Origin of the sequence: Vibrio sp. AND4 (genome assembly GCF_000171815.1) — a bacterium.
Lineage (GTDB): Bacteria > Pseudomonadota > Gammaproteobacteria > Enterobacterales > Vibrionaceae > Vibrio.
In genome coordinates this window covers 361,138-375,075 of sequence record NZ_ABGR01000001.1, presented here as the reverse complement: position 1 = coordinate 375,075, position 13,938 = coordinate 361,138, and the positions used below count along the sequence as shown (strand labels likewise).

Annotated in this window: 11 protein-coding genes; 5 read left to right on the top strand and 6 right to left on the bottom strand. The window is 44.7% G+C overall.

Annotated elements, in window-relative coordinates; genetic code table 11:
- Positions 1–22 precede the first annotated feature (22 nt).
- The gene (locus AND4_RS01600; protein WP_009841127.1) at positions 23–649 is read right to left on the bottom strand and encodes a hypothetical protein; all 627 of its coding nucleotides are present in this window, start codon (positions 647–649) and stop codon (positions 23–25) included.
- A 218-nt stretch (positions 650–867) separates the two neighbouring features.
- Positions 868–1,188: a DOPA 4,5-dioxygenase family protein gene (locus tag AND4_RS01595; RefSeq protein ID WP_009841126.1), complete on the bottom strand. Its 321-nt coding sequence runs from the start codon at positions 1,186–1,188 to the stop codon at positions 868–870.
- Positions 1,189–1,769: 581 nt separating this feature from the next.
- Here AND4_RS01595 and pdhA point away from each other — a divergent pair.
- Genes pdhA through AND4_RS01580 form a run of 3 tightly spaced genes read left to right on the top strand, consistent with a single transcriptional unit; the run spans position 1,770 to position 4,979 of the window.
- Positions 1,770–2,864, top strand: coding sequence for a pyruvate dehydrogenase (acetyl-transferring) E1 component subunit alpha (gene pdhA, locus AND4_RS01590; RefSeq protein ID WP_009841125.1), 1,095 nt, complete (start codon positions 1,770–1,772; stop codon positions 2,862–2,864).
- Positions 2,857–3,840, top strand: coding sequence for an alpha-ketoacid dehydrogenase subunit beta (locus tag AND4_RS01585; RefSeq protein WP_009841124.1), 984 nt, complete (start codon positions 2,857–2,859; stop codon positions 3,838–3,840). Before pdhA ends, AND4_RS01585 begins: the two co-directional genes overlap by 8 nt.
- Positions 3,837–4,979, top strand: coding sequence for a dihydrolipoamide acetyltransferase family protein (locus AND4_RS01580; RefSeq protein ID WP_009841123.1), 1,143 nt, complete (start codon positions 3,837–3,839; stop codon positions 4,977–4,979). Before AND4_RS01585 ends, AND4_RS01580 begins: the two co-directional genes overlap by 4 nt.
- Before the next feature lie 251 nt (positions 4,980–5,230).
- Here AND4_RS01580 and AND4_RS01575 read toward each other — a convergent pair whose 3' ends face one another.
- The gene (locus AND4_RS01575; protein WP_009841122.1) at positions 5,231–6,196 is read right to left on the bottom strand and encodes an FAD-binding protein; all 966 of its coding nucleotides are present in this window, start codon (positions 6,194–6,196) and stop codon (positions 5,231–5,233) included.
- 11 nt (positions 6,197–6,207) lie between these two features.
- A complete protein-coding gene (locus tag AND4_RS01570; RefSeq protein ID WP_009841121.1) occupies positions 6,208–6,957 on the bottom strand; it encodes an electron transfer flavoprotein subunit beta/FixA family protein in 750 nt (249 codons plus the stop codon).
- 277 nt (positions 6,958–7,234) lie between these two features.
- Between AND4_RS01570 and AND4_RS01565 the strand changes: the two genes are divergently transcribed.
- Positions 7,235–8,896 (top strand): electron transfer flavoprotein-ubiquinone oxidoreductase, encoded by a 1,662-nt coding sequence (locus AND4_RS01565; protein WP_009841120.1) that lies wholly within the window; start codon positions 7,235–7,237, stop codon positions 8,894–8,896.
- A 59-nt stretch (positions 8,897–8,955) separates the two neighbouring features.
- On the opposite strand, the gene AND4_RS01560 is transcribed toward AND4_RS01565, so the two are convergent.
- Positions 8,956–10,476: an EAL domain-containing protein gene (locus AND4_RS01560; protein ID WP_009841119.1), complete on the bottom strand. Its 1,521-nt coding sequence runs from the start codon at positions 10,474–10,476 to the stop codon at positions 8,956–8,958.
- A gap of 1,001 nt (positions 10,477–11,477) precedes the next feature.
- On the opposite strand from AND4_RS01560, the gene AND4_RS01555 reads away from it, so the two are divergent.
- On the top strand, positions 11,478–13,241 hold the full coding sequence (locus AND4_RS01555) for a DUF3859 domain-containing protein (protein WP_009841118.1): 1,764 nt from the start codon (positions 11,478–11,480) through the stop codon (positions 13,239–13,241).
- A 45-nt stretch (positions 13,242–13,286) separates the two neighbouring features.
- On the opposite strand, the gene AND4_RS01550 is transcribed toward AND4_RS01555, so the two are convergent.
- Positions 13,287–13,934: a glutathione S-transferase family protein gene (locus AND4_RS01550; RefSeq protein ID WP_009841117.1), complete on the bottom strand. Its 648-nt coding sequence runs from the start codon at positions 13,932–13,934 to the stop codon at positions 13,287–13,289.
- Between the last annotated feature and the right edge of the window lie 4 nt (positions 13,935–13,938).

The following is a 13,938-nucleotide window of genomic DNA, read 5'->3' as shown; positions in this document are numbered from 1 at the left end:
ACCTCAATATGTTAAGTGGCGCTTACTCTTTCTCCACAGACTCTTTTTTCATCGATGGCAACACAACCGCAAGAAACAAGGCAAAAAACAGAAATATCGGAGTAAGTGTGAGCCCATACCAAATAGAGTAACCGTCATGGAACAACCAGAATATTCCGATGGTTAGTAGGTATGCAAAGTAACTGCAGAACACCAAGCTCATTGCGACAAATCGTGTGCGGCTAATGACCACGAAACGCACCAAATATTGGCTCATGATCTCCGCACAATGAACTGCCATTTGCCAATTAATGATGAAGCAAGCTAATGCGATAAACCCTGACGCCAACAAAGCATCATGAGTATTGAGGGCAAAATAGCTGCCAAAGCGACTAACAATAAAAGAGTGATCTCCTTCGCTAACTATGGACCAAGAAATAGCGTTTGCTGCGGCAACATAATTGGCAAAATATGCGATTGCATAAAAGGTGGTTTGAGAACTGAACGGATGAAAGACTTCGGAACAATAGCCCTGCCATTCTGCTTGATTCGATGTCGGGCCTACCCAATTACGTTTTTTACATGACTCCCGCTCAGCAAGTACATGGCCATTACGAAACAAAAGCCAGAATATATACAGCACGAGCATGACTAAGAGTATCGTCAGCATACCCCACCCCTCCAGAAATGTCTTTTTCACTACCAATGACAGTAGAACCACTTCTTTTTAATACTCAGCCTTATTTTAACGCTTTATTAAACGCTAAAATCGCACCCTTAACCAATGACCATTTTATCAGTATGATGAATAAGGTGTAGCATATGACGAGTGAACTTGCTGAATCTAGGTAGGCCAAATAGGAGGGAAGAAGCGGCCTAATCCGTGATTTATATTTCGAGCTTCTCCTCAAACACACCCAGCTCACGACCCAACCAAATCGCCCGTTCAGTGTGATCACGAAGCTCGTTTTCCGTCACAGGATGAATTAAAACTGAAAAGTTACCTCTGATGGTATCAAGCCAAGCAAGAAACTCATCACTGACCGATTCAATATGCAGTTCAAACATTGGCATCTTATGTGGGCCGACTAACTTGCACACCAACGGAGATACTCGCAATACATCTTGGCGTTCCTGACGAATGATCTCGTTGAGTGCTTGAGCTTTATCTTGTTGCTGAAGTGGAAAGTAAACATGAACGTGGTACATAACTTCTCCATGTGTATAAAAAGCTTTAATCAGTAGTCACACTACCTTCATATCATAGCATTGGGAAGTCACAAGTACTGTTCAAGCATTAAAGCGTGACAACTACACTTTATTATCGCCTCAAACTGCTGATAAAGCGTGCAATACGTAAAATCTAACAAAACAATTTTATTACAAATTTCACTTCCTCCTCAGTGAATCCCTTCAACTTTGAAATCGTACAAATCTAAAATGCAGTGTTTTATCCTAGAAAAGCGCAGTGTACGTGACATTTTACTAAGTAAAACCACTTAAATCAAAGCATAATTTAACATTTTGTTTACACTTAGTGTATCAGGTTATACCGAGTTTCATTTCTGGATAAGGCGTTGTAAACAGCAGTATTATGCGGTGCCTTGCGTTTTATCGGAATACCGTTTTGCTAGAGAGACGAAGGAAAGTATGTCGATATCTAACAAAACAACGGCAGTTCTAGGTATGACCTTTTGCGCTGATATCGAAGCCTGAGTACCCATACAGGCTTTGATCTAACCATAAGTAGCTGCCGTCCAAAAGACTCGCAGCTTCAAAAGGAGCTTGAGATGAACGTTCAGGCATTACCCATGCATCGGTTTATCGACCATAATGGGAACCTCGTCAGCCAACTACCCAACTGGGCTGACCTAGAAACACTGGTTGGTTTTTACCAAGACATGGTGTTAACTCGTATCTACGACAACAAAGCAGTTGCCCTACAACGCACTGGCAAATTGGGCACCTACCCTTCTCACCTTGGCTCGGAAGCTATTGGGATTGCGGTCGGCAGAGCACTGAAAGCCAGTGATGTCTTTATACCCTACTATCGCGATATGCCCGCCATGTGGTGTCGTGGAGTCGGCATGGAAAAGAACCTGCAGTATTGGGGAGGTGATGAACGCGGTAGCGATTTCGCCCCAGAAGGCAGTCCTTTTCCTAGCAAGGATCTTCCCTTCTGTGTTCCGATAGCAACCCAATGTACTCACGCGGTTGGGGTTGCGGCTGCCCTCAAAATTCAAAGTAATCACGATGCCGCTTTAGTGATGTGTGGTGATGGGGGAACGTCCAAAGGTGATTTTCTAGAGTCCATAAACTGCGCTGGTGCATGGAACATACCATTGGTCTTTGTCGTAAACAATAACCAGTGGGCTATCTCAGTTCCACGCACCTTACAATGCGCTGCGGAGTTTTTGTCGGAAAAAGCCAAAGGCGCCGGCATTCCCGGCATTACAGTGGACGGCAATGACATCATTGCCGTTTTTGATGCCACAATGGCCGCCCTCGATCGAGCGAGAAAAGGCAAAGGAGCAACATTAATTGAAGCCGTGAGTTACCGTTTAAGCGACCACACAACAGCCGACGATGCGACACGTTACCGCAGTGAGGATGAAGTTAGGATTGCGTGGCAATATGAGCCAATACAGCGTCTTAAATCCTTTCTAACCACTCAAGGTGCTTGGAGCGATGATAGAGAGAGTGCGTGGCAAGTCCACTGCCAAGAACAAGTTGCACTCGCCGTTGAACGTTATTTAAACATGCCGAACCAAGCGCCAGAAACAGGCTTTGATTTTCTTTATGACTCCCTTCCAAACGAGCTTCACGCGCAAAGGGATGAACTGATCAACAAAGCAATGCGAATGCAGGGAGGGAAGCATGGCTGAGCTCACATTAGTTGAAGCAGTGAACCTCGCACTGCACCATGAAATGGAACATGATCAAAGTGTTATCGTGCTTGGTGAAGATGTAGGCGACAACGGCGGTGTATTTCGCGCCACTGTCGGTCTCAAGCAAAAATACGGTCTCAAGCGTGTTATCGATACGCCCTTGGCAGAAGCACTTATTGGCGGTGTTACCATCGGGATGGCATCGCAAGGCTTACGTCCAGTGGCAGAGTTTCAATTCCAAGGTTTTGTCTTCCCCGCTCTGGAGCATTTAATGTGTCACGCCGCGCGAATGCGTAACCGAACTCGTGGTCGTCTTACCTGCCCTGCAGTATTCCGCGCGCCCTTTGGTGGCGGTATTCACGCACCAGAACATCACTCCGAAAGTGTCGAAGCTTTGTTTGCTCATACTGCAGGATTTAAGGTTGTCATTCCTTCATCACCGCAACGTGCTTATGGACTGCTCCTAGCTGCCATCCGTAGCAATGATCCGGTGATGTTCTTTGAGCCGAAACGCATCTATCGCACAGTAAAATCAGAAGTGATTGATAACGGCGAGGCACTTCCTCTAGATACTTGCTTTACCTTACGTAAAGGCCGCGACATAACATTAGTAACTTGGGGCGCTTGCGTGGTCGAATCACTGCAAGCGGCTCAAACACTATCTCATCAAGGTATCGAGGTTGAAGTGATCGATTTAGCGAGTATCAAACCAATAGACACCGCAACCATTTTCCGTTCGCTAGAGAAAACTGGACGCCTCCTAGTGGTACACGAAGCAAGTAAAACCTGTGGTGTTGGGTCAGAGCTACTTGCCAGAACCGCAGAACATGCTTTGTGCCTACTCAAGGCGCCACCAAAACGTATCACTGGTATGGATACCATTATGCCCTACTACCGCAACGAAGATTATTACATGATTCAGGAAGAAGACATTGTACTGGCCGCGCGCGAACTCATGGAGGATTGGAAATGAAAACCTTTAACTTACCCGATCTTGGCGAGGGTCTCGCTGAATCAGAGATTGTAAAATGGCATATCAGTGTCGGTGATATGGTCCAACTCGACCAAGTGGTGCTTACCGTAGAAACTGCAAAAGCGACGGTTGATGTGCCTGCACCTTATGGTGGTCGTATCGTGAGTCGTCACGGTGAAGAAGGTGATGTCATCAATATTGGTGCACTACTGCTAGAAATTGATGAAACTGGGGCAAAAAATACAGTCTCACAACAAAAGCAAACGGCCGATGCCGCAACGGTTGTGGGTAATGTTTCTCAGCACGCACACAATGTCAATGTGGATGATTTTTGGATTGGCGGTGAACATACCCCCTCTCCTGATAACCTCATCTGTGCTCTTCCTTCTGCGCGTTTATTAGCGAACAAGCTTGGGGTCGATTTAACGCAGGTGAAAGGCAGCGGCCCTGACGGTTTAATCCTTGATTCAGATATTTATGACGAAGCTGGCAAGCAACGTCCTGGAACTGAGGTACTGAAAGGGGCACGTCGGACCATGGTGTCGACCATGGCAGACTCTCACCATAATGTCGCGGCAGTCACCATTACAGAGGAGGCCGTCTTGGATGGTTGGAAGCAAGGCGAAGACATCAGTATTCGTCTTGTCCAAGCCATAGTTTATGCGTGTCGGGAAGAGCCCGCCATGAATGCATGGTTCGATGCCGAAACCATGACACGCTGTGTCCATAGCGCCGTAAACATTGGTATTGCCGTCGACAGCCAGTATGGTTTGTATGTCCCTGTTCTGAGGCACGCTGATGAATACGAACCGCAAGATGTACGTCGGTGGCTGGACCAAACCGTACGAGGCATACGTGAGCGCAAGGTTAGCCGTGAACAACTGCAACACGCGACCATTACGCTGTCAAACTTCGGTGCAATTGCTGGTATTTATGCAACGCCAGTCGTGACACCTCCGCAAGTTGCGATTGTCGGTGCTGGCAGGATAATAGATAAAGTGGTAATTCAAGACGGACAAGCCGTTGCAGTTAAAGCGATGCCGTTGTCGATTACCTTCGATCACCGCGCATGCACTGGTGGTGAAGCGGCCAGGTTCACCAAGTCCTTGGTAGAACACTTGAGGAGACCGAGCGTATAATTAGTATTCTTTAAAAATAAGCAAGGGCTTCCGATTGGAAGCCCTTTTGTTATGAGGACGAGTTTAAAGTGAAAATCCCAGCGCGTCTTTCCAGTAAGCCTAGGCGCGACTAGGAAAATCCATCGGCAAAGCACACTGAGGGGCTTTCATAATAGTGAATCCTCTACGAACTTTGATGATAGATTCTGAATCACGCTCATTCCTCACTATTCAGAATGACGACTTAAAATATTGAACAAGGGAGAGTGACCTTAAAGCTGCTCTAACAACTCTGGCATAATCTCAAACAAATCACCAACCAAACCATAGTCCGCGATTTGAAAAATCGGGGCTTCAGGATCACTGTTGATCGCCACAATCACCTTGGAATCCTTCATCCCTGCTAAATGCTGAATGGCGCCGGAAATGCCCACGGCAATGTACAGCTGTGGCGCAACAATCTTTCCCGTTTGCCCTACTTGCAAATCATTAGAGACAAAGCCTGCGTCCACCGCAGCACGCGACGCTCCAATCGCCCCACTAAGCTTATCCGCAAGCTGTTCTACCAGCGCAAAGCTCTCTTTGCTACCTAAACCGCGGCCACCAGAGACCACAACGTTCGCCGCTGGCAACTCTGGCCTCTCACTTTCAGCTTTTTGTTGAGAGACGAACTCACTGTGCTCTGAATTAATTACCGTTTCCAACGTCATGATGTTCTCAACCATTGGAGATTCAGACACAGTAATAGCGTCAAACGCAGAGCTTCGAATCGTCATCACTTTGACAGCATCGTCCGATCGAACTCTGGCTAGCGCATTACCGGCATAGATAGGTCGGACAACCGTATCAAGAGACTCAATCGCAATTACATCCGACAATTGCCCAACATCTAGCAGGGCTGCAACACGGGGCATCAGGTTCTTACCAAAGGTACTCGCAGGGGCAAGGATGTGCGAAAAACCCTCACTAATATCAGCGATCAGGGCTGAGAAATTTTCTGCAAGTGAGTATTTATATTCTACCGCATCGGCCAAAATGATCTGCGAGATACCTTGCACGCACTTCAACTCATCCAACACTGAATCACATTGATAACCAACTAACAGCGCTGTGACAGGCAAAGCTATCCCGTCTTGCTGGATCTGGGACGCAGCACTCAGTGTACGAAGCGTGTCTACTGAAAGTGATTGGTGATTATGTTCCACAATGACCAAGGTTGCTAACTGTCTGTTTTCCATAGTTATGACTCCTAAATCACCTTAGCTTCATTTTTGAGTTTGTCGACTAACTCACTCACACTAGCAAGCATTTCGCCTGCTTCGCGAACTGGTGGCGCCATAACCTCCAGAACTTGCTGAGAACGCTCAACACTCACGCCAAAGCAGTCTGCCGTCATTACCGATAGCGGTTTCTTCTTCGCCTTCATAATATTCGGCAAAGACGCATAGCGCGGTTCATTCAGACGTAAATCCGTACTAATAATTGCAGGTAAATCCAGTTTGAGCGTTTCTAGTCCACCGTCTATTTCACGGGTGATCAAAACCGTCTCTCCTTCAACTTTCACTTCCGATACAAACGTACCCTGTGGACGATTCGTCAGTGCTGCTAACATTTGAGCGACTTGGTTATTGTCTGTATCGACCGACTGCTTACCCAAAAGCACCAATTTTGCCTGCTCTTGTTGCATAACGGCTTTGAGTAACTTCGCAACTGCAAGAGGCTCAGGGGGCAGATCTACATTAATATGGATCGCACGATCCGCGCCTAATGCCAATGCTGAACGTAATTGTTCCTGACAACTAGCGTCTCCAATCGACACCACCAATACTTCTTCGGCAATGCCGCATTCTTTTAAACGTACCGCCTCTTCCACTGCAATTTCACAGAATGGATTCATCGTCATTTTTACGTTATTGGTTTCCACACCGGAACCATCCGATTTCACCCTTACTTTCACATAAGGGTCAATTACGCGTTTGATCGCAACCAGTACTTTCACATTCCCTCCTAGCAGATCGCTTACGCGATACGCGTCCTAGCAAATGGGTTATACGTGTTAAAGATCTCGATTAAAGGTCTAATTTTCAGCATGTTGCTTGCAAAAAGCCAAATTATGACCCTGTCACTTAAAGATCTTATCACGCCGTTTGACGTTACCATTTGAGCTTAGTTTAGTTTACGTTTACGTCAACTGGACTATAGTTTTATACGAGCGCTGTTTATTAAAAGAAGCACCTAACAAACAAATAAAGGGTTCTTAAAAAGGAAGAAGTGTAATGGAACGAGAATGCATGGAATTTGATGTGTTAATCGTTGGCGCCGGTCCAGCCGGGTTGAGTGCCGCATGCCGCTTAGGACAGCTCAACCAAGAGCGTGAAGGTGAGCAACTTTCTATTTGTGTGGTAGAAAAAGGCTCAGAAGTTGGCGCACATATCTTATCCGGAGCGGTATTCGATACACGAGCATTAGATGAACTCTTCCCCGATTGGCGTTGCATGGGCGCACCTCTTTCCACACCCGTCACAAACGATGCTTTCTTATACCTAACGACTGAACTAAATCACGTTCGTGTTCCCCACTTTCTTACGCCAAATCCAATGCACAACGACGAAAATAACTACGTTATAAGCCTAGCGAACTTATGTCGCTGGTTAGCAAAACAAGCGGAATCACTGGGGGTTGAGGTTTATCCGGGTTTCGCCGCTTCGACGCTTAACTATGACGCATCTGGCACAGTCACCGGCGTCAATACCTCTGATATGGGCTTAGACAAACAAGGAAAGCCCAAACCCAATTTTGAAGCAGGTATTGAGTTAAAAGCCAAATACACAGTATTCGCCGAGGGATGCCGAGGTCATCTTGGTAAAGAACTCATCCAACGATTTGGTTTAGACGATGGTAAACAGCCGCAACATTATGCACTCGGGCTTAAAGAGATTTGGGAGTTACCAGCAAACGCCAAAGAGCAATCGGGCAGCGTGATTCATTCTGCAGGGTATCCACTGAGTGAATCCAACACCACAGGCGGCGGGTTTCTCTATCATATGGAGAACAATCAAATTGCCGTCGGGCTAATTGTCGATTTAAATTACAGCAATCCTCACTTAAGCCCGTTTGACGAATTTCAGCGCTTTAAGCATCACCCGGCAATCGAAAAATATTTGAGAGGCGCTCAAAGAATCGCTTACGGCGCAAGGGCCATTGCCAAAGGCGGACTCTCTTCTTTGCCAAGACAACAATTCCCCGGCGGTATATTGATTGGTTGTGATGCGGGCACCTTAAATGTCGCTAAAATCAAAGGCAGCCATACCGCAATGAAATCCGGTTTGTTGGCTGCAGAAGCCATTATCGAAGCATTCACGCAAACCAATTCTGAGCCGGATTACCAAACCAAGTTTGAAGATTCATGGCTATATGAAGAACTCAGCGAGACCCGCAACTTTGGTGCTAATATTCATAAGTTTGGCAATCTGCTTGGCGGCGCTCTTTCGACGTTTGAGCATAATATCTGGCAGCCTCTAGTAAAGAGACCAATGCCTTGGACAATGCACGATCTCTCGCCCGATCATGAACAATTAAAACAGAGTGACGAATGCCACCCCATTGAGTATGGAAAACCTGATGGCATCATAAGCTTTGATAAGCCCTCATCGGTGTTTTTATCCGGAACACAGCACGAGGAAAATCAGCCATGCCATTTACATCTCACTTACCCTCATATTCCGATTCAGGTGCATTTGAAGAAGTTTGGCGAACCTAGCCAGCGTTACTGTCCTGCGGGTGTTTATGAAGTGGTGGAAGTTGAAGGCGAACGAATATTTCAAATTAACGCCACCAACTGCGTACATTGCAAAACATGTGACATCAAAGATCCGTCGCAGAACATCACATGGAAAGCACCAGAAGGCGGCGGTGGACCAAGTTATCAAAACATGTGACAAACAAAGTACCCACGCATTATTTATGCGCTATTGCGCTCGTTAATTACTTCGACCAACTAAGAACCTAACTCCGAGCTCAAAAAATCATTAAGCAACATAGGCTTGGCAAACAAAAAACCTTGTAGATAGCTTACCCCTTTATCTCTAAGGTAATCCGCTTGAGACTCTGTTTCTACCCCTTCAGCGACCACATCCAAAGACAGATTATGAGACAAAGTAATCATATTTTGCAGTAGGTGCCCAGTAATCGTATCAACGCCAATGTCTCTTACAAAGGTTTGATCAATTTTAAGATAATCCAGATCCACTTTACGTAAATTGACCAGAGATGAGTGACCTGTACCAAAATCATCTATCGCGATTTTGCACCCTATGTTTTTTAATTGAGTAAATATTTCATCAGTTAAATCGCAGTAATTTAGCGCTTCCCTCTCCGTGAGTTCCAAGACCAAGTTAACGTCCTCAGAATCAACAATATCGATGAACTCTTGGCAAACACTGACAAGCGTCTGTTTCGAGCAATGTTGCGGTGATATGTTGATGCCGACGTGAAAAGGTTTCGGTAACTTGTCCTTCCACAAACTAATTTCCTGTGCTGCCTGTCTCATCAATTGGTGCGTGATAGGGATAATCAAACCGGACTGCTCTGCTTTAGGAATGAAAAGGTCCGGGCCCACAACCCCTTGGACTGGGTGCTGCCATCGTAACAGGATTTCTATTCCTTGAATCTCTCTGCTTATGCTATTCAAAATAGGTTGCGCATAAGGAACAAACTCATTGTTTTCCATCGCCCTTTCTATTTCTAGATATAAATTTGATGGACGCCTTGATAACCAAAGAAGATAGAGTGCGAATAGCATCTGAATCACTAAGATCACAATAATATGTTGTTTATCTTTATTCCAAAACGCAGAGGGCATACTAGAATAATCAAAACCTGAGAACACGCTATAAGGAAAGTTAGTGGACAACACTTTGTGCCAACCGATAAGCTTTTCCGTCGGGTCCACTTTAAGTACAAGCTCTTTACTATCGAGCCATTTATCGCCCACCGATAGGACTGAGCGTAACTTATCTTGAGGCTCTAACAACTGCCTTAAGTACAAGCTATCTATGCCACTAAACGCGGCATTTTCATCCAACTCAGTCCTGACTACAATAAGCGGATGTTTAGCATCCACTTTGCTGCCTCGCATTAAGCGTAAACGCCCAGAAATATAGTCTGCGGGATCATACTTGTAGTGGCTTTCTCCCCAAATGGAAGTACAGTAAACAATCTTGTTTTTCGCTAAGTTTTCAGTTCGCACATAGGGGACTGTCGCGACCAGTTGTCGTAAAGCTAGACTTTGGGCCTCGCAGTTACTTGGGTTCTCAAGGAGCATCAAGGCTTTTTGGTTCGCTTTTTCACCAAATTCAAGAATCTGATCAACTTCTTCAACCACACTCAGCGCTTTCAACTTAGCCTGTTCGCTAAGTGACTGTCCTAAATTGAAATACAAGAACGCCAATGCGAAAAAGCTTGGAAGAAAAGAGAGCAAGATCAGATACTTTGAGTTTTTCTTACTATTCGCAAACATGCAAAACCTAGTTAATGGGATATGTGTTCAGTATTAAGCACTCAGCCTTTCGTCTAAGAAAAGTTGACACTTAACAACCTCATCGGTGCTATTAAGATATATATATCAGTAAACGATATGATTACTACGGCTCAATTTAGCCCAGCTCTCGTTTTTGCGGGTAGCGTTCTCAACTTTGAGAAAGACTAACACACTGATGAACATCTGTATCGATAGTTCTTGAATTCAAGAGCCATAAATTTTAAGCACAGCCACTTGAGTCCATCGTTATTTTGCTTTCAGTAAACGATCAGCGTAGTGTCAAATCTTCGCATGACAGAGAGGAATAAAGGAGGCGAAGAGAGCGCAGCACTAGAATCCACTAATGCGATGACACACCCTGAGAGTAATAAAGCAGCATTTATTAGTGGCAAGCGATGCAGAGAAATCATTTCAAGCAAACCGAAGTGGTTTAATACATGAATAGTAACTATAAAGAGTTCCCAGCGACAAAAGGCAGCTCTTTTAGTACCGAGCTGGTAGTTGATGCAATGACGCAACCACAACGGAATTAGTCAAAACGAACTTAACTACATTTACTCCACTTAAAAAGTATTAAGCCTATGGAGTACGGATATTATCGCTGATATCTGTACTCCGTATTTTTATGTCTCAAGTCTTTATAACTCATCTCTAAGAGTCACATAACCAACTTTCATCACGGTCAGATAGTTCTCCAAAAATGCAGGTGTTGCCTATAACCCATTGCACTATACATCGCTACTTTATTTGCTTTCTAAGTACCCCCCTCCCACCGACGTTATCTTCATCATCATTCGACAAACTTAGATGAAAAAACTTGTATTTCCGGTAGTTTACCTACAGTTTTATTTTGAGAGATTGCGTAAACTGCTGCAGAACTATTCATTGTTGCTCTATTCATTGTCGAAACAGTATTCACTAACGGCAAGGCAATTGAGCGCCTAAAACTAAAAAGAAAATACTTCGAAAAGGATTAATATATGAAGGCGTCAGTGGTAAACCTAATCTGGTTATCCGGTAAAATGGTGATGGCAACAAGTGGATTGGCGTTATCCGGTTTTGCGTATGGTTCCACTCCAGAAACCATTGGTGACATTCAGTTTGTCGACCCAAACTTTGCTGATTGCTTTTCTGGCTACGAAGCGTCTTCACCAAATATTTTGACCGAACTCGACTGCTCCAACAATAACATTACCTCTGTGGAAGAAATTAAATATTTCCCTGTACTAGAAGACTTGATTCTCCTAAATAACAATATTAAAAGCGTCGATACTACAAATAATCCAAAGCTCAAACGCCTGATCTTGGCGAACAACCAATTGACAGATATCGACCTCTCTCATAACCCAGAGCTTGAAACTCTGACTATTTCAGAAAACAACCTGACGCAGCTCAACATCAATAAGAACTTGAAGCTGAAAAGTCTCTACGCCTACAAAATGCCTATTGCAAAAATAGACATACGCCATCTATCACGGTTGCGTGACCTTGGATTCAGTGCCCATAAACTGACAGAACTTAACGTTAGCCAAAACTCCGAACTAAAGACGCTCTTTCTTGGAAGTGGCAGCCTAACTACGATCGACTTAAACCATAACCCAAAGCTTTCGCACGTATCTCTTCAATCAAACCAATTGCAAGAGATTGATTTATCGAAAAACGCGAATCTTAAGCACCTTAACGTGCGTAATAATAAGCTCACCAGTTTGGACTTAAGCCAACAGACACAGTTGCAAGAAGTTAAAGCAGACTACAACCAGTTAGCCGAATTCCAATTGGGTAAAAACCCAAACTTAACATCACTCGAGCTAAACAATAATAAATTGACCAAACTGGATCTGACTCAACAACTGGCCTTGAAGAAGTTCATAGCATTCAACAACCCACTTTATGATATTACATTGGCTAAAGGTCATGAGTTTGTTCTGTTTTCAGTCGAGGGTTCACCTTATGCCGCTGCTCTAACGACGACCTCTCAAGCAAGCGAAGAGAAAAACATCTCAAACCTACTATCTCCTCGTGTCAGCATTATTGAAGGTGGTGTAATAACGCAAGAGGGAAAAGAGTACACCGTGACTCCAACACAAATGGTGATGCCAAAACTCGGCCAATACATTGGCTTTCGATACTCGGTTACGTTGCCCAAGAATGCGCAGGGTGAAGTAGAGCCTAGCCTTGCAAAAACCAACAAATTCCCAATCACCGTCCGGATGACACATCCAAAGATTGTCGATCCTAAAACAGGCAAAGGGTTCACCGAATCCACTTGGCCTGACACCATGTTTAAGCATGATCGTAACCTCGCGATGTGGTATTTCGGCGATAAAAGCGAGCTGGTGTCTGGCCGTTGGCAACTCGAGATACTTTACCGCGATAGCGTGGTGGCAAAAAAAGCCTTCCAGCTAGTCAATATGGATGATCCGAAAGAACTCACTTCAATCAAGGAAGCTCTGGTCATGCAAAACTTATTCAGCAAAGGTTCTAGTTATGTTTGTAAAGAAACCGCCTTTCAGCGCTGTTTTGGGTTCGATAGTACTAGTAAATGTAAACAAGCTCTTGAGCCTTACACCGAGAGCTGCCAGTCATTAATGGCACGAGAAATCAAAAAACAAAAGGACAAATTTGACAGTAAAGACGCTCTGAAAAATGCTTTTCTCTTTTATACAGGGTGTTTAATAGGGACCTACGCAGAAAAAAATCATTTCGAGCGAACAGAAGTACTTCAATGTATGAAAAGTAAATAAGGTATTTTTGAATAGAGCCTCCCATCGAGTGAGGCTCTAGTACCGTTAAACTTCTACCCCTGCTTCATCTTCTTCTACGATATCCGTTTCTTGGCTCGCCTCTTCCAACCATTGCTGTAAAGATTCACTTGCTAGCACCTTTTGTTGGTAAGCTTTGGCACCTTCCGATAACTCGATGCCATAAGTTTGGAAACGCAATGCCACTGGTGCATACATGGCATCGACGATTGACCATTCTCCAAATAGCCAACCATTCGGATGCAGCATGGCTTGTTCTGCCCAAATAGCGTCAATGCGAGCAATATCTTTACGTGCACCTTCAGTTAAATCGACTTTTCTGCGCGCGCAGATATTCATTGGGAGTTCGTTTCTTAAATCAAAGAAACCTGAATGCATTTCTGAAGCGATGGCGCGTGCTTTAGCCCGTACTGCGGAGTTGCTTGGCCATGCTCTACCTTGCAAGTATTGCTCGTTTACGTATTCCAAAATCGCTAATGAATCCCACACGGTTGCATCGCCATCCATCAAGACCGGTACTTTCGCCGTTGGTGTAATATCTTCCAAGGTCTTATAAAAATCTTCCGTGAATAACTTGAGCTTGGTGACTTCCACATCCAGTTTGAATTGAGAAAAGATCAGCCATGCGCGAAGTGACCAGCTTGAGTAGTTTTGGTTAGCAATAAACAGTTTCATGACG

Excerpts from the sequence above, each read along its gene's own strand:
- AND4_RS01600 (WP_009841127.1), bottom strand. The coding sequence starts at position 649 with ATGCTGACGATACTCTTAGTCATGCTCGTGCTGTATATATTCTGGCTT.
- AND4_RS01595 (WP_009841126.1), bottom strand. The coding sequence starts at position 1,188 with ATGTACCACGTTCATGTTTACTTTCCACTTCAGCAACAAGATAAAGCT.
- pdhA (WP_009841125.1), top strand. The coding sequence starts at position 1,770 with ATGAACGTTCAGGCATTACCCATGCATCGGTTTATCGACCATAATGGG.
- AND4_RS01585 (WP_009841124.1), top strand. The coding sequence starts at position 2,857 with ATGGCTGAGCTCACATTAGTTGAAGCAGTGAACCTCGCACTGCACCAT.
- AND4_RS01580 (WP_009841123.1), top strand. The coding sequence starts at position 3,837 with ATGAAAACCTTTAACTTACCCGATCTTGGCGAGGGTCTCGCTGAATCA.
- AND4_RS01575 (WP_009841122.1), bottom strand. The coding sequence starts at position 6,196 with ATGGAAAACAGACAGTTAGCAACCTTGGTCATTGTGGAACATAATCAC.
- AND4_RS01565 (WP_009841120.1), top strand. The coding sequence starts at position 7,235 with ATGGAACGAGAATGCATGGAATTTGATGTGTTAATCGTTGGCGCCGGT.
- AND4_RS01560 (WP_009841119.1), bottom strand. The coding sequence starts at position 10,476 with ATGTTTGCGAATAGTAAGAAAAACTCAAAGTATCTGATCTTGCTCTCT.
- AND4_RS01555 (WP_009841118.1), top strand. The coding sequence starts at position 11,478 with ATGAAGGCGTCAGTGGTAAACCTAATCTGGTTATCCGGTAAAATGGTG.
- AND4_RS01550 (WP_009841117.1), bottom strand. The coding sequence starts at position 13,934 with ATGAAACTGTTTATTGCTAACCAAAACTACTCAAGCTGGTCACTTCGC.